The 21,736-nt window shown below is 68.0% G+C and carries 25 protein-coding genes and 1 other RNA gene; 6 read left to right on the top strand and 20 right to left on the bottom strand.

The genetic code is table 11. From position 1 onward, the window contains the following. Positions 1–22 precede the first annotated feature (22 nt). Entirely contained in the window at positions 23–337 is a 315-nt protein-coding gene (locus FY549_RS11400; RefSeq protein ID WP_149085122.1) for a hypothetical protein, read from the bottom strand. 153 nt (positions 338–490) lie between these two features. Here FY549_RS11400 and FY549_RS11395 point away from each other — a divergent pair, with 153 nt between their 5' ends. Continuing rightward, positions 491–838: a hypothetical protein gene (locus FY549_RS11395; protein WP_149085121.1), complete on the top strand. Its 348-nt coding sequence runs from the start codon at positions 491–493 to the stop codon at positions 836–838. A gap of 22 nt (positions 839–860) precedes the next feature. Here the strand turns inward: FY549_RS11395 and FY549_RS11390 are convergent, their stop codons facing one another. Next, positions 861–1,088 (bottom strand): DUF2188 domain-containing protein, encoded by a 228-nt coding sequence (locus FY549_RS11390; RefSeq protein ID WP_149085120.1) that lies wholly within the window; start codon positions 1,086–1,088, stop codon positions 861–863. Between the two features lie 118 nt (positions 1,089–1,206). Here FY549_RS11390 and FY549_RS11385 point away from each other — a divergent pair, with 118 nt between their 5' ends. Both FY549_RS11385 and FY549_RS11380 read left to right on the top strand, forming a co-directional pair. Then, complete coding sequence (locus tag FY549_RS11385; RefSeq protein WP_149085119.1) at positions 1,207–1,578, top strand: hypothetical protein; 372 nt, start codon at positions 1,207–1,209, stop codon at positions 1,576–1,578. 154 nt (positions 1,579–1,732) lie between these two features. Beyond that, positions 1,733–2,068 (top strand): ATP-dependent DNA ligase, encoded by a 336-nt coding sequence (locus tag FY549_RS11380; protein WP_149085118.1) that lies wholly within the window; start codon positions 1,733–1,735, stop codon positions 2,066–2,068. Between the two features lie 91 nt (positions 2,069–2,159). Here FY549_RS11380 and ssrA read toward each other — a convergent pair. Continuing rightward, positions 2,160–2,529, bottom strand: a transfer-messenger RNA (tmRNA) gene (gene ssrA, locus FY549_RS11375). A 142-nt stretch (positions 2,530–2,671) separates the two neighbouring features. Between ssrA and FY549_RS11370 the strand changes: the two genes are divergently transcribed. Then, positions 2,672–3,337, top strand: coding sequence for an SIMPL domain-containing protein (locus tag FY549_RS11370; RefSeq protein WP_149085117.1), 666 nt, complete (start codon positions 2,672–2,674; stop codon positions 3,335–3,337). Positions 3,338–3,346: 9 nt separating this feature from the next. On the opposite strand, the gene hflX is transcribed toward FY549_RS11370, so the two are convergent. Next, positions 3,347–4,858 (bottom strand): GTPase HflX, encoded by a 1,512-nt coding sequence (hflX, locus tag FY549_RS11365; protein WP_149085116.1) that lies wholly within the window; start codon positions 4,856–4,858, stop codon positions 3,347–3,349. Between the two features lie 66 nt (positions 4,859–4,924). Here hflX and FY549_RS11360 point away from each other — a divergent pair, with 66 nt between their 5' ends. Further along, a complete protein-coding gene (locus tag FY549_RS11360; protein WP_149085115.1) occupies positions 4,925–5,566 on the top strand; it encodes a class I SAM-dependent methyltransferase in 642 nt (213 codons plus the stop codon). A 19-nt stretch (positions 5,567–5,585) separates the two neighbouring features. On the opposite strand, the gene dapF is transcribed toward FY549_RS11360, so the two are convergent. The 13 genes from dapF to dapA form a co-directional block, all read right to left on the bottom strand. After that, a complete protein-coding gene (gene dapF / locus FY549_RS11355; protein ID WP_149085114.1) occupies positions 5,586–6,458 on the bottom strand; it encodes a diaminopimelate epimerase in 873 nt (290 codons plus the stop codon). 9 nt (positions 6,459–6,467) lie between these two features. Next, positions 6,468–7,016, bottom strand: coding sequence for a dihydrofolate reductase family protein (locus tag FY549_RS11350; protein ID WP_149085113.1), 549 nt, complete (start codon positions 7,014–7,016; stop codon positions 6,468–6,470). A 33-nt stretch (positions 7,017–7,049) separates the two neighbouring features. After that, complete coding sequence (miaA, locus tag FY549_RS11345) at positions 7,050–7,961, bottom strand: tRNA (adenosine(37)-N6)-dimethylallyltransferase MiaA (protein ID WP_149085112.1); 912 nt, start codon at positions 7,959–7,961, stop codon at positions 7,050–7,052. Beyond that, positions 7,958–9,502, bottom strand: a complete 1,545-nt coding sequence (gene miaB / locus FY549_RS11340; protein ID WP_149085111.1) for a tRNA (N6-isopentenyl adenosine(37)-C2)-methylthiotransferase MiaB — start codon at positions 9,500–9,502, stop codon at positions 7,958–7,960. The genes miaA and miaB overlap by 4 nt, the downstream gene beginning before the upstream one ends. A 47-nt stretch (positions 9,503–9,549) precedes the next feature. Beyond that, the gene (locus FY549_RS16770; RefSeq protein WP_200838557.1) at positions 9,550–10,023 is read right to left on the bottom strand and encodes a regulatory protein RecX; all 474 of its coding nucleotides are present in this window, start codon (positions 10,021–10,023) and stop codon (positions 9,550–9,552) included. Positions 10,024–10,415: 392 nt separating this feature from the next. Continuing rightward, positions 10,416–11,462: a recombinase RecA gene (recA, locus tag FY549_RS11330; RefSeq protein ID WP_149085109.1), complete on the bottom strand. Its 1,047-nt coding sequence runs from the start codon at positions 11,460–11,462 to the stop codon at positions 10,416–10,418. A gap of 258 nt (positions 11,463–11,720) precedes the next feature. Further along, entirely contained in the window at positions 11,721–11,945 is a 225-nt protein-coding gene (locus FY549_RS11325) for a DUF3046 domain-containing protein (protein ID WP_149085108.1), read from the bottom strand. 18 nt (positions 11,946–11,963) lie between these two features. Further along, entirely contained in the window at positions 11,964–12,272 is a 309-nt protein-coding gene (locus FY549_RS11320; protein WP_149085107.1) for a helix-turn-helix domain-containing protein, read from the bottom strand. Positions 12,273–12,413: 141 nt separating this feature from the next. Next, positions 12,414–12,902: a CinA family protein gene (locus FY549_RS11315; RefSeq protein ID WP_149085106.1), complete on the bottom strand. Its 489-nt coding sequence runs from the start codon at positions 12,900–12,902 to the stop codon at positions 12,414–12,416. Next, the gene (pgsA, locus tag FY549_RS11310; RefSeq protein WP_149085105.1) at positions 12,899–13,474 is read right to left on the bottom strand and encodes a CDP-diacylglycerol--glycerol-3-phosphate 3-phosphatidyltransferase; all 576 of its coding nucleotides are present in this window, start codon (positions 13,472–13,474) and stop codon (positions 12,899–12,901) included. The genes FY549_RS11315 and pgsA overlap by 4 nt, the downstream gene beginning before the upstream one ends. Beyond that, positions 13,474–16,185, bottom strand: coding sequence for an FtsK/SpoIIIE family DNA translocase (locus tag FY549_RS11305; RefSeq protein ID WP_149085104.1), 2,712 nt, complete (start codon positions 16,183–16,185; stop codon positions 13,474–13,476). Before FY549_RS11305 ends, pgsA begins: the two co-directional genes overlap by 1 nt. 91 nt (positions 16,186–16,276) lie before the next feature. Next, complete coding sequence (locus FY549_RS11300) at positions 16,277–17,953, bottom strand: ribonuclease J (RefSeq protein WP_101846156.1); 1,677 nt, start codon at positions 17,951–17,953, stop codon at positions 16,277–16,279. 53 nt (positions 17,954–18,006) lie between these two features. Next, a complete protein-coding gene (gene dapA, locus FY549_RS11295) occupies positions 18,007–18,984 on the bottom strand; it encodes a 4-hydroxy-tetrahydrodipicolinate synthase (protein ID WP_149085103.1) in 978 nt (325 codons plus the stop codon). Positions 18,985–19,063: 79 nt separating this feature from the next. On the opposite strand from dapA, the gene FY549_RS11290 reads away from it, so the two are divergent. Beyond that, positions 19,064–19,603 (top strand): NUDIX domain-containing protein, encoded by a 540-nt coding sequence (locus FY549_RS11290; protein WP_149085102.1) that lies wholly within the window; start codon positions 19,064–19,066, stop codon positions 19,601–19,603. 6 nt (positions 19,604–19,609) lie between these two features. On the opposite strand, the gene FY549_RS11285 is transcribed toward FY549_RS11290, so the two are convergent. Genes FY549_RS11285 through FY549_RS11275 form a run of 3 tightly spaced genes read right to left on the bottom strand, consistent with a single transcriptional unit; the run spans position 19,610 to position 21,653 of the window. Continuing rightward, a complete protein-coding gene (locus FY549_RS11285) occupies positions 19,610–20,371 on the bottom strand; it encodes an SDR family NAD(P)-dependent oxidoreductase (protein ID WP_149085101.1) in 762 nt (253 codons plus the stop codon). Further along, entirely contained in the window at positions 20,371–20,847 is a 477-nt protein-coding gene (locus tag FY549_RS11280) for a dihydrofolate reductase (RefSeq protein ID WP_149085100.1), read from the bottom strand. Before FY549_RS11280 ends, FY549_RS11285 begins: the two co-directional genes overlap by 1 nt. Then, on the bottom strand, positions 20,844–21,653 hold the full coding sequence (locus FY549_RS11275; protein WP_149085099.1) for a thymidylate synthase: 810 nt from the start codon (positions 21,651–21,653) through the stop codon (positions 20,844–20,846). The genes FY549_RS11280 and FY549_RS11275 overlap by 4 nt, the downstream gene beginning before the upstream one ends. Positions 21,654–21,736 lie beyond the last annotated feature (83 nt).

The following is a 21,736-nucleotide window of genomic DNA, read 5'->3' as shown; positions in this document are numbered from 1 at the left end:
CTCGCGAGGGGCGGGGCTCCTCTCATTCGGGCGCGGCCCCCTGGACGACTTCGTCGACGAGCTGAATTCCGCCCGTCGCATTCGCGGATTGCATCAGTTCGTCGATCCACTGCGGGTTGAGCTTGGGAGCCTCACGCCCTTCGAACGTGAAGCGAAGCGGGATCGACGGGTGGAGCCAGATCGTGGAGCGCCCGTATGCGTCACCCTCCGCATGGGTCCACGACACCGTGAAGCTCTCGTTCCGTCGGAGTTTCGTGGCGATCACCACCTTGAGATGCGCGAGCGCACGGTCCTCGATGTAGAGCTGGCTCGTGCTGTCGTACATGATGAACCCCATGTGCGCATGGTAAGCCCGACAGGACGCCGTCGCCAGGGGGAACTTCGTTTCCGTGCGGGCGGACTCGCCGGGTCGCCGCAGTGGCAGCGCGCACTCCTTTAAGTTTCTGTCAAGGGGCGCGGAACGCGGCGGGCGGGACTCTAGCATCGGCTCATGAAACACGTGACGTACGGTGAGAAGTCGCTACTCATGGGCGACGATGCCGCGGACGCGCTCCTCGAGTACAGCCGAGTCGTCGCGAACGAGGGCCACGCCGACACCGTCTCCTTCCGGTCGATCAGCCCGGACGGCAACGTCGGCACGGCTTCGTTCCTCCTGAACGCCAGCACGGTCCTCATGGTGGAGACGACGAACAGCACCGTGGACGCACCTGACAACGCCGAGGAGGTCGCCGAGGTGCGCAGACGCATCGATGCCGTTCTGCGTCCCGCACCGACCGAGCCCGGCGAACCGTGGTCGTCCGACGGTCGCGAAGCCCCCTCGTCCATCATCGACGTGTGACCACTGTCGGCCCGGTCGTCCCTCACCCGCGGACATCCCGAGGGTCGTTGCCGTAGCTGTTCCGCTCCCCGATGGTGCCATCCTCGCGCCGAATGACGTGCTCCGCCTGGCGCGCACGAGCGGTCTCGCGGCCGACGGCGACGGCCTCCTCCTTCGTATCGTGCGGGCCGCTGAACGTCTTCACCTCGCCTTGCACGCGGTTGAACCAGCCGCCTTCCTGATGGAACGTATCGACGTCGCCCTTCGGCATGGCGTCTCCCTTCGTCGTGAAGCACCGTGCTACCCCGGAACGAATCCCTGCACCGACCCCCTTGCGCGTCTGAGCACATCGTCGTAGGGATTCGGCCCATACCTCGAGGGAATGCGCAATGCCCTGCGTGACGACGGGTCGACCGCGTAGTCTGAGCCGGGCCGCGAACCTGCGGTGGATCCATCTGCCCGCCCCGAACGATGCACAGATTGCCATGCTCCCCACCACGCGAATCAGCATCGACCGAGAGACCTACATCCTGGCGGAGGATTGCGACGTCGGCGACCTCATGGGCCGTATCGAAGCCGCCTCGCAAACAGCCGCGAGCTTCGTGACGTTCGCGTCGCGCCTTGAGACCGTCAGCGCCCTCATCACTCCGTACACGAGCGTCACTGTCAGCGTCGATCACCCGGCGGATGGCACACCCAGTCCGCACGCCGGTACCGCGAGCGACGGGAACGATGGATTCTGGGGTGGGGACTGGGATTGACGCCCCCGAACAAGCGACGTCCAGCTCATCCATCGGACGAAGGTGGGGCTTTCTTTTCGCTGACGTGGGTGAGAGCCTGGGGATACACCACAAAGCAATCAGCTCGGTTGCGCCTCTTGGGACAGGTTTCTGTGGCCGAGAGAAGGATCCCGCAATGGGAAAACTGATTTACGACGGCGGACCGAAGACCGAGATCGAGGATCGTGCCCTCACGCACCTGCAGCTCGTGATGACCGCGAAGCTCCGCCGAGGCGAGCCGTTCACGTTCACCTGGAAGGAAGACAGCAGCGTCGGGGGCGGACGGACGACTGTCTGGGTGCACGCGGGTTCATCCCTCGTGTTCAAATACGCGGGGAGCCGGGCGCCGGCGATCAACCGAGCCTGGGTGGATGCGCTCGCCTACACGGCCAACGCTCCAACCGGTCTGTACCTCGTCTCCGAACCCGCGAACACCAGCCCGCCCAGCACGTCAGTCGACACCCTCACGTAGTCGCTCCCCGCCGCCTGCGGGCTCCACGAAAAAGCCTCCGTCCTCCCCGACGACAGTGGGGAACACGGAGGCTTCTTCAGTGACAACGGCTTGGTGGAGCTGGGGGGAATCGAACCCCCGTCCAACGCTGAGTCTCCACGCCTTCTCCGGGCGCAGTCTGTGGAAGCGTTCTGCTCGGCTCCGACCTTTGTCACAGACACCTGAGTCGACGAGCCCAGCCTGGGAAGAGTCCCACGTGACGTCCAGACGCCATCACGCAGCAAGATTCCTAGATGACGCCAGGATCCGTATCGGAATCACATACGGTCTGACGGACTATCGGGCTCGCTTAGGCAGCGAGGGCGAAGTCGTTGCGCTTGGATTCGGCAACTATTGTTTTGCAGAGGGCGTTTACGAGATAACTCTGCATCCTCGGCCCGCTTCTCGTGGATTCACAGGCGCTGTCGAAACCGATCAGCCCCGTGGTCCTTCTCGCGAAGGAGCCGCTGTCACACTGTGGAATTATCAGTCCGGGATGACGAGCACCCGAGCATCACAGACTACAACGTTCCCGGCCCCCTCGCCATTCCACGCTGGCGGTATGCGTCGCGTAGAGTCGGCGCCATGAGTGAAGTGACTGTCACCGTCCGCGGCGAGCACGAGGCACGCCTGGGTCCGGAACGCGCCACCATCCGGGTCACTGTCCGCGCGGAGGGCCCCGACCGCGCCGCGGTCGTCGACCACGTGATGCGCCTGGCAGAGCCGGTCCGGAGCAGCATCGTGGGGCGGGTCGACACCGGTGCCGCTCTCGACTGGAGCAGCACCCGGCTCTCGGTGCGTGCGGAGCGCCCGTGGAACGCGGACGGGAAGCGTCTCGCACCGGTGTACTACGCGAGCATCGATGTGACCGCGACCTTCGCGGAGGCCTCGGAACTATCCGTCTGGATCTCCGACATCTCCGCCTGGGACGGCGTGGAGATCGGGTGGGTCGACTGGCACCTCACCCCCGAGACACGCGTCCGCGTGGAGCGGGAGGTCGCCGCACAGGCCGTCGGCGTCGCGGTGACACGCGCCGAGGCATATGCCGCGGCCTTGGGACTGGCCACCGTGACCCCCGTGGAGATCGCCGACACCGGCCTGCTCTCGTCGGCCGCGCCCGGTCCGGGCGCGCCGCTCGCGAAGGCGCGCGGGGCGGTCGCCTTCGCCGCCGACGCCGCGCCGGCCATGGAGTACGAGCCGCAGGACATCGTCCTCACCGCGACCGTCGAAGCGCGGTTCCTCGCCCGATGAGCCCTGCCGTCACTCGCTGACGACGAACGGAGCGAGATCGGCGGCGAGACGCTCGGACACGTGCGCGTGGACGGCCGTGCCCGCCTCCTCGTGCTCGACCGACAGCAGCATCCCCGACTCATGGATCGCGGCGACGAGATCACCGCGCTCGTAGGGGATCACGGCGTGAAGCTCGACCGCAGGCTTCGGCAGAGCTTCCTCGATCGCCGCACGGAGTTCCGCGATACCCTCGCCCGACCGCGATGACACGAAGTGCGCGCGCGGCTCCAGGCCACGCAGCACCAGGCGGTCGTCCTCCGGAATGAGATCGGCCTTGTTGAAGACGACGATCTCCGGCATGTCGCGCACGCCCACGTCGCCCATCACGTCCCGGACGGTCTGCAACTGGCCGGCCGGGTCGGGGTGGGAGCCGTCGACGACGTGCAGCACGACGTCGGCGTCCCCGACCTCCTCCAGCGTCGACCGGAAGGCCTCCACGAGCTGATGCGGCAGGTTGCGCACAAACCCGACGGTGTCGGTCAGCGTGTACACGCGGCCGTCCTCGGTCTCCGAGCGACGCACGGTCGCGTCGAGGGTGGCGAAGAGGGCGTTCTCGACGAGCACGCCCGCACTCGTCAGGGCGTTCAGCAGACTCGACTTTCCCGCGTTCGTGTATCCGGCGATGGCGACCGACGGGATCGTGTTCCGCTTGCGTTCGGCGCGCTTCGCCTCGCGAGCGGGAGCGAAGTCGCGGATCTGCTTGCGCAGCAGTGCCATCTTCGTGCGGATGCGTCGACGGTCGAGTTCGATCTTGGTCTCACCGGGCCCGCGGGAGCCCATTCCGGCACCGCCGGCGCCGACCTGCCCACCGGCCTGGCGGCTCATCGACTCACCCCAACCGCGGAGGCGCGGCAGCAGGTACTCGAGCTGCGCGAGTTCGACCTGTGCCTTGCCTTCACGGCTCTTGGCATGCTGGCTGAAGATGTCGAGGATCACAGTGGTCCGGTCGATCACCTTCACCTTCACGACATCCTCGAGGGCACGACGCTGGCTGGGCGCGAGTTCGGTGTCGGCGATGACGGTGTCGGCACCCACGGCGGCCACGATGTCCTTCAGCTCCTGCGCCTTGCCGCGCCCGAGGTAGGTGGCGGCATCAGGATGAGGGCGGCGCTGCAGGACACCGTCGAGGACGACAGCGCCGGCCGTTTCGGCCAGCGCGGCGAGCTCGCGCAACGAGTTCTCCGCGTCCTCCTGGGCCCCCTGCGGGTACACGCCGACCAGCACGACGTTCTCGAGCCGCAACTGTCGGTATTCGACCTCGGTGACGTCCTCGAGCTCGGTGGACAGACCGCCGACGCGCCGCAGCGCGTGCCGATCCTCGAGGTCCCACTGCTCGCCGTCCGCCGTCGAGTGGGCGGCCGTGGCCTCGTCCTGGAGCGCCTGTGCCGCTCCGAACACGCGCACCTCGGAGCGCTTCTCTGCGTTCGCCAGCACGCGGTCGACCGTCTGGTCGTCGGTGGAGGGTGTCTTCGTCTCCGTCATCCGTTCCTGTCTCTGGTTTCCTCGCGAGCCTTAACCTTAGCCCGCGCCGTCCGGTACGCTCACCGTATGGGGTCCGACCACTACTTCACTGCGGCCCCGGCTAGCCCCGAGAACCTGCGCAAGATCCGCGTATCCCTGGCAGGCCGTGAGCTCGAAGTGACCACAGCCGGTGGCGTCTTCAGCCCGGATCGACTCGACGCCGGCACCGCAGTGCTCCTCGCCAACATGCCTCCTGTTCCTCCCGGAGGTCATCTTCTCGACCTCGGAAGCGGGTGGGGTCCCATCTCCCTGTCGATGGCATTGGCCTCACCCCACGCAACCGTCTGGGCGGTCGACGTCAACGAGCGAGCGCTTGACCTCGTGCGCCGCAACGCGGCTGCCCTCGGTCTCACCAATGTCAACGCCTCACTGCCCGGAGATGTTCCCGCTGACGTGACTTTCCGGACGATCCGGTCGAACCCGCCCATCCGGGTCGGGAAGAACGAGCTGCACGGCCTGCTGGAGAAGTGGATCCCGCGCCTCGACGAGCGCAGCGACGCGTGGCTTGTCGTGCAGCGCAACCTCGGCGCCGACTCCCTCCAGCGGTGGATCGCCGGGACGTTCCAGCCGGGCTACAGCGTCTTCCGTACCGCGACCGGCAAGGGCTACCGCATCCTCAAGGTACGCAAGCACGGCACCCCGCCGACGGAGCCGATCGCCATCGTGTAGAGCGTCGAGCCGTGAGGCCTTACGCCAGGTCGACGTCGCCCTGATAGACGAGCTGCGCCGGTCCGGACAGCGCGACGTGTTCGCCGTCCTCGGCGGGGAACATGCGCACGCCGAGCGTCCCGCCCGGCACCTCGACCTGCCAGTTGTCAGGGGCCTGGGCACCGGCCCAGTAGCGCACGGCGAGAGCGGTGGCGGCGACGCCCGTCCCGCAGCTCAGGGTCTCGCCGACGCCGCGCTCGAACACCCGCATCCGCACGTGCCCGATACCGTCGCGCACGAGCGGCTCACTGGGAACGACGAACTCGACGTTGGCGCCGGCGGGCGGAGAGGGCTCCAGCTCGGGCGTCCGTGTGAGCTCCAGCAGCCCGAGCTCGGCGTCGGAGGCCAAAGCCACCACCACGTGCGGATTCCCGACATCGATGCCCAGCCCCGGACGGGTGACGGTCAGCCCGTCCGCGCGCACCAGCGGGTCTGTGCCCGAGAGCTTCCAGACGCCGAGGTCGACCTGATAGCCGCTGACACTGCGGGTGACATCGCGGACGCCTGCACGGGTGCTGATCGGGAGAGTGCTTCCGGGCTCGATGACGGCGAGGCCGGAGCGGACGAGGTAGTGGGCGAAGACGCGGATCCCGTTTCCGCACATCTCGGCGACCGAGCCGTCCGCGTTGCGGTAGTCCATGAACCACTCGGCGTCCGGCTCTTCCCCGAGGGCCGTCGCGCCCTCCGCGATCGCGGACGATCGCACCACCCGCAGCACACCATCCGCACCGATACCGAAGTGACGGTCGCAGAGCACCGCGACCTGCTCCCCCGTGAGATCCAGCTGGCCGTCGGGGTCGGCGATGATGATGAAGTCGTTGCCGGTACCGTGCCCCTTGGTGAATGCGACCATGGCACCAGTCTAGGCAGCCGGCGACCCCCCGCTCCCCCGCGTGACCCGATAGCGACCGCAGAGGAAACTGCGGTTGCGGGCCACCTCGATCAGCTCGAGGTCGAGACGGCGCGGAAGCAACGGAGCCCCCGCCCCCAGCGTGACCGGGGCGTACTGCACCCACACCTCGTCGAGCAGTCCGGCATCCGCGAACTGCCCGGCGACGTCTCCCCCGCCGACCACCCAGAGATCCTTGCCACCCGCGGCGTCGAGCATCGCGGTGTGCACATCCCGAATGTCGGCGCTCGTCACCCGCACGTCGGCGCCGGCCGGCACCGCGAGATCGCGATGCGAAAGCACCCACGTGGGCTGCGTGTACGCCCAGCGGCCATCCTCGTGGCGCATGACCCACTCGAACGTCGACGCGCCCATCACCAGCGCGCCGATGGTCTTCTCGAAGGCTGGATAGGCCATCGGCCCCTCCATGTCGATGTCCTGGCTCAGCAGCCAATCCAGCGAGTGATCTGTCGTGGCGATGAAGCCGTCCATGCTGGACGCGGTGAAGTAGTGAGTAGCCATGCGCGCATCGTCGCACGGGTCACCGACATCGGTTCAGGCGTCCAGGAGCCGAGCGACGCTGACCGGGGACTCGAGCCACTCCAGCTCCGGATACCGCTTGAACCACGCCACCTGCCGGCGTGCGTAGCGCCGCGTGAGCGCCTGGGTCTCGGTGATCGCCTCCTCGGCGGTGAGGCGACCGTCGAGCTGCGCGAGCGCCTGCGCGTACCCGATGGCACGCGAGGCGGTCGTCCCCCGTTCCAGCCCCTCGTCACGCAGCCCAGCGACCTCGGCGACCAGACCGGCGTCCCACATCCGCCCGACACGAGCGTCCAGACGGGCGACGAGCTCAGAGCGATCCACGTGCAGCCCGATCACGCGGGTGTGCGGATACCAGAGCGTCGGCTTCTCGGGGAGTGCCGCCCCGTGGGTGGCGCTTCCCTGTTCGACAACCTCGAGAGCCCGGACCACGCGCCGGCCGTTTCGCGGGTCGACCCGAGCGGCGGCCTCCGGGTCACGTTCGCGCAGTCGGTGCAGGAGAGCCCCGACGCCGTCGCGCTCGAGGTCCTGCTCCAACCGTGCGCGGATCGCAGGATCCCGGGGCGGAAAATGGAACTCGTAGACGACGCTGGACACGTACAGCCCGGATCCGCCGACGAGGATCGCGTCGCCGCCCGCCGCGTGGATGCGCCGCACGGCGTCGCGTGCGAGCGGCTGATACCAGGCGACGGCCGCCTCCTCCGTGATCTCCCGAACGTCGAGGAGATGGTGGGGGATGCCACGGCGCTCGGACTCGGGCACCTTCGCCGTGCCGATGTCCATGCCGCGATAGAGCTGCATCGCGTCGGCGTTGACGATCTCCGCCCGGTTACCGCGGCGACGAAGCTCTTCCGCGAGGTCGAGCGCCAGCTCGCTCTTGCCCGTGCCGGTCGCGCCGACGACGGCCCAGAGCCGTGGCGCGGTCACACCCCGACGCGGAGGGTCGGCAGGCCGAGCGAGACGGCGCGCGGCGCACCGTCGCTCGGCGCCGGCACGGCACACGACTCGGCCTGTGCGCGATCCCACGCATCGCCGCCGCGCGTCCGACGGATGCGGAGCGGAGCCCCCGTCGGATCATCGGCGAGAAGGTGGAAGGGAGCGGCATGCGTGACGGTCACGGTGACGACATCGCCGGGTCGCGGCTGCTCCGACCCCGGGGTCACCTCGAAATGCACGAGCCGGTTGTCCTCGGCGCGGCCGGTGAGACGACGGGTCTCCGTGTCCTTCTTGCCCTCACCCGTGGAGACGAGCACCTCGATCCGGCGACCGACCTGCTTCTGGTTCTCTTCCAGCGAGATGCGCTCCTGCAGCGCGAGCAGCCGGTCGTAGCGGGCCTGCACGACCTCCTTGGGCACCTGGTCCGGCATGGTCGCCGCCGGGGTCCCCTCGCGGATCGAGTACTGGAAGGTGAACGCGCCGGAGAATCGCGACTGCTCGACGACGCGCATCGTGTCCTCGAAGTCCTCCTCCGTCTCTCCCGGGAACCCGACGATGATGTCGGTCGTGATGGCCGCGTGCGGGATGCGCTCACGGACCCGATCCAGGATGCCGAGGAATCTCTCGCTGCGGTAAGAGCGTCGCATGGCCTTGAGGATCCGGTCGCTGCCGGACTGCAGCGGCATGTGGAGCTGCGGCATGACCGCCGGAGTCTCTGCCATCGCCTCGATCACATCGTCCGTGAAGGCGGCGGGGTGCGGACTCGTGAAGCGGATACGCTCCAGACCCTCGATCTCCCCGGCGGCGCGCAGCAACTTGCCGAACGCCTGGCGGTCGCCGAACTCGACGCCGTAGGAGTTCACGTTCTGACCGAGGAGCGTCACCTCGATGGCACCGTCCTCGACGAGGAGACGGATCTCATTGAGGATGTCTCCCGGACGGCGGTCCTTCTCCTTGCCCCGCAGACTCGGGACGATGCAGAAGGTGCACGTGTTGTTGCAGCCGACGGAGATCGACACCCAGCCGCTGTGCGCGGAATCGCGCTTGGTGGGCAGCGTCGAAGGGAACACCTCGAGGGATTCGAGGATCTCCAGTTCGGCATCCCCGTTGTGGCGAGCCCGCTCGAGCAGCCCCGGCAGAGAGCCCATGTTGTGCGTGCCGAAGACCACGTCGACCCAGGGCGCCTTGTCCAGCACGGCCTGCTTGTCCATCTGAGCGAGGCAGCCGCCGACCGCGATCTGCATGCCCGCCTTACGGCGCTTGACGGCAGCCAGGTGTCCGAGGGTGCCGTAGAGCTTGCCGGCGGCATTGTCCCGAACAGCGCAGGTGTTGATGATCACGACGTCAGCTTCGGTTCCGGCCTCCGCACGGACGTAGCCGGCGCTCTCCAGGGAGCCCGACAGACGCTCGGAGTCGTGGACGTTCATCTGACAACCGAACGTGCGCACTTCGTAGGATCGCTGGCGCCCGTCGTCATCGATGGCCGCTGACGACGCGCGGATGATCGTCGGTTCGCTGCGGGGGATAGTCATGATCCTCCCATTGTACGAGCGTCCTCGGAAGCTGCCCTCCGGGTTCGTCAGTCGGAATCCACGAACCGGACACCGGAGGCGCCGCTCCCGAACGACGCTTCTCGCAGTGCCGTCTTCGCGGCGTTCATGGCGACGGCGCCTCCATACCCACGGCGTGCCAGCTGCCCGACCAACCGCCGCAACGCCGCGTCCGGGTCGAGTCGCCCCATCGAGCGTGCTTTGCCTCGCGCGAACTCCAGTGCCCGCTCCGCATCGTCGTCCGGGAGTTCGTCAAGAGCGGCGTCGATGATCTCGCGCGGAATCCCTCGCTGCGCCAGCGCGCGCGACAGCGCGACCCTCCCCTGTCCCTTGCGCTCGACGCCTGACGTGACGAGAAGCTCTGCGAGCACAGCGTCGTCGAGATAGCCTCGCCGGACGAAGTCGTCGATCACGTCTTCGATCCCGTCCGCGTCCAGGCCGTGTCCTTTCAGCACCAGGCGGGCTTCGGAGACGGACAGTGACCTCGTACGGAGCTTTCGCACCAACGACTCCTCCGCCGCGGAACGGATCTCCTCCGCCGAGGGACCGCTCTCTCCGGCCTCCTCCGTGCCCGCCACCCGAGACGGGTCGTTAACGGCGCGCAGCCTGCCCTTGCCTGCACCCGAGGCAGCAGCCCGGGCGGCCGCTCCGCGAGCAGGATGGCGCGCACTGGGCGATCCGTCCCCATCGTCCACCCGGGACGGTGCCTTCGCGGGCTCGTCCCAGGTCGAGCGCCATACTCCCGCACCCTCATCCGACCGCACGCTCCGTCCACGCTCGCGTGCGGGGGCTCTGTCCGCGTGCGCCGCAGACGACCCATCGTGTCGTGCTGAGCCGCCGAAGAGAGGGATGATGGGGGCGATCCGTTCGGAATCGCCCCCACGCTGCTCCGTCATCAGGCCGGGCGACGCTCGGCCAGCTCGTCAGCGCCCGCGGCCGCAGCCGGGCCGCCGATTCCGAGCTTCTGCTTGATCTGGCTTTCGATGGCCAACGCGATGTCCGCGTTGTTGAGCAGGAACGTCCGTGCGTTCTCCTTGCCCTGGCCCAGCTGATCGCCATCGTAGGTGTACCACGATCCGGACTTCTTGACGATGCCGTGCTCCACGCCAAAGTCGATCAGGCTGCCCTCGCGGGAGATGCCGACGCCGTACAGGATGTCGAACTCGGCCTGCTTGAAGGGCGGTGCCATCTTGTTCTTGACGATCTTGACGCGGGTCCGGTTACCCACCGCGTCCGTGCCGTCCTTGAGGGTTTCGATGCGACGGATGTCCATGCGCACGGAAGCGTAGAACTTCAGCGCCTTACCGCCCGCGGTGGTCTCGGGCGAACCGAAGAACACACCGATCTTCTCGCGCAGCTGGTTGATGAAGATCATCGTCGTGTTGGTCTGGTTGAGACCACCCGTGAGCTTTCGAAGCGCCTGGGACATGAGGCGCGCCTGGAGACCGACGTGGGAATCACCCATCTCGCCCTCGATCTCGGCGCGTGGCACCAGGGCCGCGACCGAGTCCACCACGATGAGGTCGATCGCGCCCGAACGGACGAGCATGTCAGCGATCTCGAGCGCCTGCTCACCCGTGTCGGGCTGCGAGACGAGAAGCGAGTCGATGTCCACGCCGAGCTTCGCGGCGTAGTCGGGATCGAGAGCGTGCTCCGCGTCGATGAACGCCGCGATCCCGCCGGCCCGCTGGGCGTTGGCGATGGCATGCAGAGTCAGCGTCGTCTTACCCGACGATTCCGGCCCGTAGATCTCGACGATGCGGCCACGCGGCAGGCCACCCACGCCGAGAGCGACGTCGAGGGCGATGGAGCCGGTGGGGATGACGGCCACGGGGGCCCGCTCATCGCTGCCCAGCCGCATGACCGAGCCCTTTCCGAACTGGCGGTCGATCTGAGCGAGAGCGGTCTCGAGGGACTTCTCGCGGTCAGCGGGTGATGGCATGGTGTGCTCCTTCTGCGCGTGTGCTGCCGCCTGTAGGCTGTCGCGGCTCTTCCGGCTGGAAGGAACTCTCCGACAAGGCGTATGGCTTTCAGCCTGGTCCTCACGGTACGAGGGGCCACCGACATTCCGTCGAGAAGCCGCGGATCGTGAGGATCAGATCCGATTCACCACTTGTGCAGAAGACTACGCCCGCTTCGAACACATTTTCGACACCGCGCCCTCATCGGCGTGTCGGACATCCGCACATCGGCGGTCGCGTCACCGGCCACGTGGCTCCAAGCGCCCGACACCGTGGCGGCGGGCTTCGGGAACGTCCATGTCCGCACAGAGTGCCAGCCAGATGTTCCGCGGCGGCACGCCCGCGTCGAGCGCCTCGGCCGCCGTGCGCCCGTCCATGCCGGACAGCACCAGATCGTTCACGAGCGACGTGGCCCGGGCCTGGAACTCGGCATCGACGGCACGGAGGAACTCACTGCGTCGCATAGGGACCTTCTCCGAGACTCAGCGGAGCGAGAGCTCGGGCTCCACGGAGGCGACCAGGTCCTCGGGAACGACATCCGGGAAGACCTGGATGCCCTCGAGAACGGAGATGCGATCTCCGACCTCGCGCATGATCGTGGAGATGGGCACGTCAAGGGCCTCGGCCACCGAGGCGAGGATCTCGCTCGACGCTTCCTTCTGCCCCCGCTCGACCTCACTGAGGTACCCGAGAGCGACGGAAGCCTTGCTCGCCACCTGGCGGAGCGTCCGCCCCTTCTGCAGACGGAAGTCCCTCAGCACGTCGCCGATCTCCTGTCGTACAAGAATCATCGGAACCTCCTCCGCAGTTCGTGAATCGAGGTGTCCCTCGAAGAGACGGCCAGTCTAGTCCTCCTGGCTTGCACAGAATCTACCCTTGCACTCTGTGGTTTGAATGTGAGCACATCCGTATCAACCTGCGGCGGGGGCTCGCTATTCCCTCAGCACGGCGGCCAGCACACCAAGAACAGCCGCGACCGACTGCGCACGCACCGCGTCGCGGTCGCCGAGGAAACGGAACTGCTCGGTGCGGCTCGTGGTCGGCGTGACGACGCCGATGTGCACGGTGCCGACGGGCTGTCCGTCCGGCGAGTCCGGTCCGGCGATCCCTGTCGTGGATACGCCGACGTCCGCGGGGTGCCCGCCGACGGCCACGGCATCACGCACGCCGGCAGCCATCTGCCTCGCGACCTCTGCGTGCACCGGTCCGTGTCGTTCCAGGAGATCGGCATCGACGGCGAGCAGCGTGCGCTTCACCGGAGTCGCGTAGGCGACGACACCGCCGAGGAGCACCGCGGACGCGCCGGGAACCGCGACGAGTGCCGCGCACACCGAGCCGCCGGTGAGCGACTCCGCCACGCCGAGCGTCCAACCGCGGGTGCGCAGACCGGCCAACGCCTCGGCCGCCGTCGTATCGCTCATCGGCTCCGGCGCGCCCCACGCACCTGCGCGACGATGTAGTCGATGCCGCTCACGACGGTCAGCACGAGGACGATGACCATGAGGACGGTCGTCACGAGGGTCCACGGGCCGAGCCCGATGAACACGTGCAGGGGAAGGAGAGCCCAACCGAGGGCGACACCCTGGAATGCCGTCTTGATCTTCCCCATCCAGGCGGCCGCCACGACATGCTCGCTCGCGACCACCAGCCGGTGAATCGTGATCCCCCATTCGCGGACGAGGATGATCGCGACGATCCACCACGAGACCTCGCCGAGGATCGCCAGCCCCACGAACCCGGCGCCGGTGAGGAGCTTGTCCGCGATCGGGTCCCACAGCTTCCCGAAGTCGCTGACGATGTCGTAACGGCGGGCGAGGTAGCCGTCCACCCAATCGGTCGAGATCGCGACGATGAAGAGGACCGCCGCGATCCAGCGCACCGTGAGGTCCGAGAGACCGTACGTCCCACCGACGAGGAGGAACACGAAGAACACCACCGCGAGCGGGATGCGCGCCACGGTGATGGCGTTGGGGAGCTGCCGAGGAATCGCCATCAGTCGCGTCCCGTCAGACCCCAGGCGTCTTCGTCGCCCTCCGCCTCGACGACCGGCAGCCCGTCGTACTGGGCCTCCAGCGGATCACGTTCGACCGGCGGCGTCGCTGCGGCGGGCGCAGCCGGTGCCGCAGGGGCCGAGGGGACGTCTTCACCCCGGAGCTTCGCCATGACCTGCGGAAGCTGTTCGGGAGTCGCGAGCACGTCGCGTGCCTTCGAGCCCTCGGAGGGACCGACGACCTCTCGCGACTCGAGCAGATCCATCAGGCGCCCGGCTTTGGCGAAACCGACCCGCAGCTTGCGCTGCAGCATCGACGTGGATCCGAACTGCGAGGAGATGATCAGCTCTGCCGCCGCGAGCAGGAGCTCGAGGTCGTCACCGATGTCCTCGTCCACTTCCTTCTTCTTCGCCGGCTCCATCGCCTCCTGGACATCCGCCCGGTACTCGGGGCGGGCCTGGCGCGTGACGTGCTTGACGACCGCGTCGATCTCCTTCTCGTCGACCCACGCGCCCTGAAGACGGAACGGCTTCGACGAGCCCATGGGCGAGAACAGGGCGTCACCCTGGCCGATGAGCTTGTCGGCCCCGGGGCTGTCGAGGATCACGCGGCTGTCCGTGACGCTCGTGACGGCGAACGCGAGACGAGACGGCACGTTCGCCTTGATGAGGCCGGTGACCACGTCGACGCTCGGCCGCTGCGTGGCGAGCACGAGATGGATACCGGAGGCACGGGCCAGCTGGGTGATGCGGACGATCGAGTCCTCGACATCACGCGGCGCGACCATCATGAGGTCGGCGAGCTCATCGACCACGACGAGGAGATACGGGTACGGCTTGAGCACCCGCTCACTGCCCGGGGGCACCTCGACCTCTCCGGCCCGGACGGCACGGTTGAAGTCGTCGATGTGACGGAAGCCGAACGACGCGAGGTCGTCGTACCGCATGTCCATCTCCTTCACGACCCACTGGAGCGCCTCGGCGGCCTTCTTCGGGTTCGTGATGATCGGCGTGATGAGGTGCGGCACACCGGCGTAACTCGTGAGCTCGACGCGCTTCGGGTCGATGAGGACCATGCGCACGTCGGAGGGTCGGGCCCGCATCAGGAGGCTCGTGATCATCGAGTTCACGAAGCTGGACTTACCGGACCCCGTCGAGCCGGCGACCAGGAGGTGCGGCATCTTCGCGAGGTTGGCGACGACGAAGTTGCCGCCGACGTCCTTGCCGACGCCGATGGTCAGCGGGTGCGTGCTCTTCTGTGCGGCCGCGGAACGCAGCACGTCACCGAGGGCGACCGTCTCGCGATCGGTGTTGGGGATCTCGATGCCGATCGCGCTCTTGCCGGGGATCGGCGAGAGGATGCGCACGTCGTTGGAGGCGACGGCGTAGGCGAAGTTGTTGCTCAGCTGCAGGATCTTCTCGACCTTGACGCCGTGCCCGACCTCGACCTCGTACTGCGTGACCGTCGGTCCGCGAGAGAAACCGGTGACCTTGGCGTCGACCTTGAACTGGTCGAGGACGCTGGTGATCTGCTCGACGATCCGGTCGTTCGCCTCGGAGCGCGCGACCGACGGCGGCCCCTCCGACAGCACGCCGGGCGAGGGCAGGATGTACGGCGCCACCGGCGCCTGCGGTCCGCGGTCGCCCGGGCCTTCGGTGCCGAAGCCGTCGAGACCCGGAAGCTCCGGCATCTCGCCGGTGTCGGACTCGTCGTCCAGGAGCGCGGTGGTCTGCTGCTCGGCGAGGGAGTCCGTGACGGAGCGGACGTCGCTGAGCACCTCGGTCGCGGCGTCGTAGGGGTTCGCCACCGTCACGGCCTGGTCGTACGCCGGGGTGGCCTCGGTCGTGGAGAGCAGCGCGGTGATGTCGTCGGAGGCGAGGGTGCCCTCGTCCGGGTCTTCCTCCCGGCCTGTCTTGTTGCGACGCCACCAGGGCAGCACGTCGGGGTCGTCGACCTTGTCGGCCTCGTCGACCGCGTCCGAGGTGCCCTTCGCCGGCTTCTCCGGGCGTTCGGCGTCGAACATCCATGCGTAGAGGTCTCCGAGACGGGAGCCGATGCGGTTCGGCGGGGTCTTCGTGAGGATGAGGATGCTGAGGGCCGCCAGCAGCCCGAGGATGATGTAGGCGGGGATGTCGGTGAGGTACGTCAGCGGCTGCCCCACGAGCCAACCGAGCAGTCCACCCGACTCGCTCAGCGCTGGCATGCCCTGGTTCGGATGCGGACGAGGGCCCGCGACGTGGAAGATCCCCGCCAGGGCGAGGACGAACATCCCGAAGCCGATCCCGATGCGTCCGTTGTCGTGCACCGACGACGGATGCCGGAACAGCCAGCCCGCCAGGAAGAGCAGCAGCACCGGCATGATGAAGGCGACACGACCGACGAAGAGTCCCACCGAGTAGGCGCTGATGTTCGCCGCGACCTCGTTGCCGATGAAGAACCACTCGTTGACGGCGCCGAGGGCCGCCAGGATCACCAGCAGGAACGGGAATCCGTCTCGGCGATCGTCCTTCTGCAGCGTCTCCGGCCCGAAGGCCCGGAAGAGTCCGCCGACGCCGTGGGCAAGCCCGTTCCACGCTCGTGCCGCGACGGGGGGCTTGTCGGCCTCGTCGATGTACTTCTTGGGAGCGGGCTGTGCCTTGGGAGCCGACTGCCGCTTGGGGCGCGACGGTGCGCTCGTCGAGGCGCGCTCGGTCTTGGTGCTGCTCCTGGCCATGCCTCCACGGTACGGCCAGCGACCGCCATCTCCGCGTCACCACGCGGAACTCGACGATCACGGCGCGCGACAGCGCGCCGTGAGGCGGGGGTCAGGCCTCGATGACGAGGGGGACGATCATCGGCCGCCTCCGCAGCTTCTGGTTCACCCAGCGGCCGATCGTCCGGCGTACGACCTGCGACAGCGCATGCGTGTCGCGCACGCCGTTGCCCGAGGCCTCCTTGAGCGCAGCGACGATCTTCGGTGCGACGTCGTCGAAGACCGCATCGTCCTCGGCGACACCGCGCGCGTGGATCTCGGGACCCGAGATGATGCGCCCTGTGGCGGCGTCCACGACGACGATGACCGAGATGAAGCCCTCCTCGCCGAGGATCCGACGGTCCTTGAGGTCGGCTTCGGTGATCTCCCCGACGGTCGAGCCGTCGACGTAGACGAATCCGAGGTCGAGCTGGCCGGCGACCCGGGCCACACCGTCCTTCAGATCGATCACGGTGCCGTTGGAGGCGATGATCGTGTTCTGCTCCGGGATCCCGGTGTCCTGAGCCAGCTTCGCGTTCGCGATCAGGTGACGGTACTCGCCGTGGACCGGCAGGACGTTCTTCGGCTTCAGGATGTTGTAGCAGTAGAGCAGCTCGCCCGCTGCGGCGTGGCCGGACACGTGCACCCGCGCGTTGGCCTTGTGCACCACGTTCGCACCGAGCTTCGTCAACCCGTCGATCACCCGGTACACGGCGTTCTCGTTGCCGGGAATGAGGCTGGACGCCAGGATGACGGTGTCGCCCTCGCTCACCTCGATCGCGTGGTCGAGGTTGGCCATCCGGCTCAGCACGGCCATCGGCTCACCCTGCGACCCCGTGGACATGTAGACGATCTGCTCGTCCGGAAGATCGCGCGCCTTCTTGAAGTCGATCAGGACCCCGGCCGGGACCTTGAGGTAGCCGAGCTGCTCGGCGATGGTCATGTTGCGCACCATGCTGCGGCCGAGGAACGCGACCCGGCGCCCGTGCGCGTGCGCGGCGTCGATCACCTGCTGCACGCGGTGCACGTGGCTGGAGAAGCTCGCGACGATCACGCGGCGCGGCGCCTTCCCGATGACCTGGTCGAGGACCGGGCCGATCGAGCGCTCCGTGGGGGTGAACCCCGGCACGTCGGCGTTGGTGGAGTCGACGAGGAAGAGGTCGACTCCCTCCTCCCCCAGCCGGGAGAACGCGCGCAGGTCGGTGATGCGGCCGTCGAGCGGCAGCTGGTCCATCTTGAAGTCGCCCGTGGCGAGAGCCATGCCGGCAGGGGTGCGGATCGCGACCGCCAGCGCGTCGGGGATGGAGTGGTTCACCGCGACGAACTCGAGATCGAACGGGCCGACCTTCTCCTGCTGGCCCTCCTTCACGGTCAGGGTGAAGGCCTTGATCCGATGCTCCTTGAGCTTGGCTTCCACGAGGGCGAGGGTCAGGCCGGAGCCGATCAGCGGGATGTCGCTCTTGAGCCGCAGGAGGTAGGGCACCGCGCCGATGTGGTCCTCATGCCCGTGCGTCAGCACGACGCCGACGATGTCGTCGAGGCGGTCGCGGATCGGCTCGAAGTCGGGGAGGATCAGATCGACGCCCGGCTGGTGCTCCTCCGGGAACAGCACGCCGCAGTCGACGATCAGGATCTTGCCCGCGTACTCGAACACGGTCATGTTGCGCCCGATCTCCCCCAGGCCGCCGATCGGGATGACCCGGAGCGTCCCTTCGTCGAGGGCGGACGGTTCGGCCAGGGGAATGGACATGCTGTCTCCTCAGTCGGACACTCCACGCGTCCGTTCGTTCATGATGACGCGGCTCAGCGCGTCGTGCCGTGCACCTTCGGCAGAGCACCGCCCGCGGCCGCGTTGCGGTCGGGCCGGAAGTTCGAGAAGTCCGCCCCTGGCACGCCCGTGACGAGGTCGAGTTCGTCCTCGATGAGGGCGGCCTCCCACTCCTCCGGGCCGACGAGGGGAAGACGGACGCGCGGGCTGGAGATGCGACCCAGCCCATGCAGGATGTACTTCGCGGCCACAGTGCCCGGGACGTGCGTCATGACGGCTCGGACCAGCGGTTCCAGCCGCCTGTGCTCCGCGGTCGCGGTGGCGAGGTCGCCCCGGTTCACCGCGTCGATGATGGTCCGGTACGGAGCGGCGGCCACGTTCGCGGTCACGCCGATGAGGCCGGTCGCGCCGATGGACAGGTGCGGCAGCACGTTCGCGTCGTCACCGGAGAAGTACATGAGGTCGGTCTGGTTGAGCACACGGCTCACCTCGGAGAAGTCGCCCTTGGCGTCCTTCACGGCGAGGATGTTGGGGTGCTTGGCAAGGCGAAGGATCGTCTCGTACTTGATGGGCACACCGGTCCGACCCGGGATGTCGTAGAGGATGACCGGCAGGTCCGTCGCGTCGGCGACCAGTCGGAAGTGCGTGAGGATGCCGGCCTGCGTCGGCTTGTTGTAGTACGGGGTGACGATCATGATGCCGTCGGCCCCGGCCTTCTCGCTCGCCTTGTAGAGCTCGATGGCGTGGGCGGTCTCGTTGGAGCCGCCGCCGGTGATGATCTTCGCGCGGCCGGCCGAGACGGACTTGCCGACCTCGACGAGCTTGAGCTTCTCGGGGTCCGTCAGGGTCGAGGTCTCGCCGGTCGTTCCCGTCACGACGATGCCGTCCGCCCCCGCGGTGATCACATCATCGATGTGCTTCTCGACGGCGGGCCAATCGACTTCGCCGTCGGCCGTCATCGGAGTGACGAGCGCGACGAGAACCTGTCCGAAAGGGTTGCCCGAGTGCGTCATGCGTCCAGCGTATCGGGTCGGATGCCGCTGCCGCGGACGCGCCCGCGTCGTCCGTCCCCGCGGGCCGTAGGCTCGCCGCATGGGATGGATCACGCACGCCTCGCGCACGACCTACGAGAACGCCTGGATCCGCGTCCGTGAGGACGACGTCACCGGCCCGGGCGGAAGAGGCATCTACGGCGTGATGACGGTCAGGAACCCCGCGGTGTTCGTCGTCGCGATGGACGCCGACGACCGGGTCTGTCTCGTGAACATCGATCGCTACACGATCGGCCCGTCCATCGAGGTCCCCGCCGGCGGGACGGACGGCGAGGACCCCCTCCGTGCTGCGGAACGCGAGCTCCTGGAGGAAACGGGCTACCGAGCGAGGCAGTGGGAGCACCTCGGGATCACCCACGCCCTCGACGGTGTGGCGGAGGCGACCGAGCACGTCTACCTCGCTCGCGAGATCCATTGGGTCGGAGACGCGGCAGGCAGTCGTGCCGAGGAAGGCATTGACGAGGTCGAGTGGGTGCCGTTCGGCGAGGTCCTCCGGATGATCGCGGACGGCCGCATCACGGACGGCGAGACGATCGCCGCGATGGCTCTCGCCGGGATCCGACTCGGGAGGTTCCGCTGACAGCGGTCAGACCCGGCCCCGTCGGGCGACGGCCGCGGTGAGGGATCGCGGCAGGACCTTCGTCACCGCCACGACGGCCTTGTACCGCACGGACGGGATGGACACGGCTTTGCCGCGCGCAGCGTCGCGCAGCCCCTCCCGAACGACGTCACCGGCGTCGAGCCAGAGGACCGACGGCACGCCCTCCTCGCCGACGGCGAGACCCATCCGCTCGTGGAAGGACGTGTGCGTGAATCCGGGACAGAGCGCCGTGACGCTGACGCCGTCCGGGCCGTACGCGGTGTTCGCCCACCGGCTGAAATCGATGAGCCAGCCCTTGCAGGCGGAGTAGGTCGAACGCGAGATGAATCCGGCGACCGAAGCGACGTTGATGATCCGGCCGCCTCGACCCCGCATGGTCTGCAGCGCGGCATGCATGAGGCGCATCGAGGCCTCGACGTGCACGCGGAGGTGCCGCACCTCGTCCTCGATGTCGTTGTCGGCGAACCGCAGCGGCAACCCGAAGCCGGCGTTGTTCACGAGCAGGTCGATCGGGTCGTCCCGATCGCGGAGCCGAGCCGCGAGGCGCTCGACGCCGTCCTCCTCGGACAGGTCGGCGCCCAGCACCTCGACGGCCACTCCCCATTCGCTGCGCAGCTCCGCCGCAAGCGACGACAGCGTCTCCTCCGAGCGTGCCACGAGCACGAGATCGGCGCGCCGACGAGCGAGCTGACGCGCGAACTCGGCGCCCAGTCCCGCGCTTGCTCCGGTGATCAGTGCGGTGGGCATCAGCGCTCGTACCTCAGGAAGCGGTAGCGGACACCGGTACGGGACGTCTGCCAGTCCCCCTCCTGCACCACGCGCCAGCCGGCCTTCGAGGGAGCGAAGGTGTCGCCGTCGACCTCGAGGTCGATCTCCGTGACCTCCAGGCGGTCAGCGCCCGCGATCACCTGGCGGAAGATCTCGGCGCCGCCGATGATCCACACCTTCTCCTGACCGCGGACGGCTTCCGTCACCGTCGCGGCACGACGAGCGCCTTCCGCTGACCAGTCCTGCTGGCGCGTGACCACGATGTTGTCGCGATCGGGCAGCGGACGGAACCGCTCCGGCAGCGAGTCCCACGTCTTTCGCCCCATGACGACCGGCGCGCCCCGGGTGATCTCCTTGAAGTGCGCCAGGTCCTCGGGGACGTGCCAGGGCATACCCCCCTCGGCGCCGATCACCCCACCGGCGGCCTCGGCCCAGATGAGCCCCACCCAGGTCATACCGCCACCGCCGCCCTGATCGGTGCGTGGTGCTGGTAGTCCTCGACGACGAAGTCCTCGTATCGGTAGTCGAAGATCGAGTCGGGCTTCCGGGCGAATCGCAGCGTCGGGTACGGGTATGCCTCGCGGGTGAGCTGCTCGCGCACCTGCTCGACATGGTTGTCGTAGACGTGGCAGTCGCCGCCGGTCCACACGAAGTCCCCGGGCTGCAGACCGACCTGCTGCGCGATCATCATCGTCAGCAGCGCATACGAGGCGATGTTGAACGGAACTCCGAGGAACATGTCCGCGCTGCGCTGATAGAGCTGGCAGGACAGCTTGCCGTCGGCGACGTAGAACTGGAAGAGCGCGTGGCAGGGCGCGAGGGCCATGTCGGGGATGTCGGCCGGGTTCCAGGCGGACACGAGGAGGCGCCGGGAGTCGGGCGAACGCCGGATCTGCTCGATGACCTCGGCCAGCTGGTCGATGCTGCGGCCGTCGGCGGTCGGCCAGGAGCGCCACTGCACGCCGTAGACCGGGCCGAGGTCGCCGTCCTCGTCCGCCCACTCGTCCCAGATCGACACACCGTTCTCCTGCAGCCATCGCACGTTCGAGTCGCCGCGCAGGAACCACAGCAGCTCGTACGCGATGGACTTGAAGTGGACGCGCTTCGTGGTGATGAGAGGGAAGCCCTGCGCCAGGTCGAAGCGGATCTGCCGTCCGAACACGCTCGTGGTCCCGGTCCCGGTCCGATCGCTCTTGTGTGTGCCCGTCTCGAGCACGTCGCGGAGCAGGTCTTCGTACGGTGTCGGGACGGCAGCGCTCATGGTTGTCAGGATACCCGCCCCGGTCGCCCCGAAGGCGGTGCCGTCGGCACGATGCCCTCGTCACGGATGGAAACATCGCGGCG

Origin of the sequence: Microbacterium sp. 1S1 (genome assembly GCF_008271365.1) — a bacterium.
Classification (GTDB): domain Bacteria; phylum Actinomycetota; class Actinomycetes; order Actinomycetales; family Microbacteriaceae; genus Microbacterium.
The sequence above is the reverse complement of the archived record's forward strand: the minus strand, read 5'-3'. Positions and strand labels throughout refer to the sequence as shown.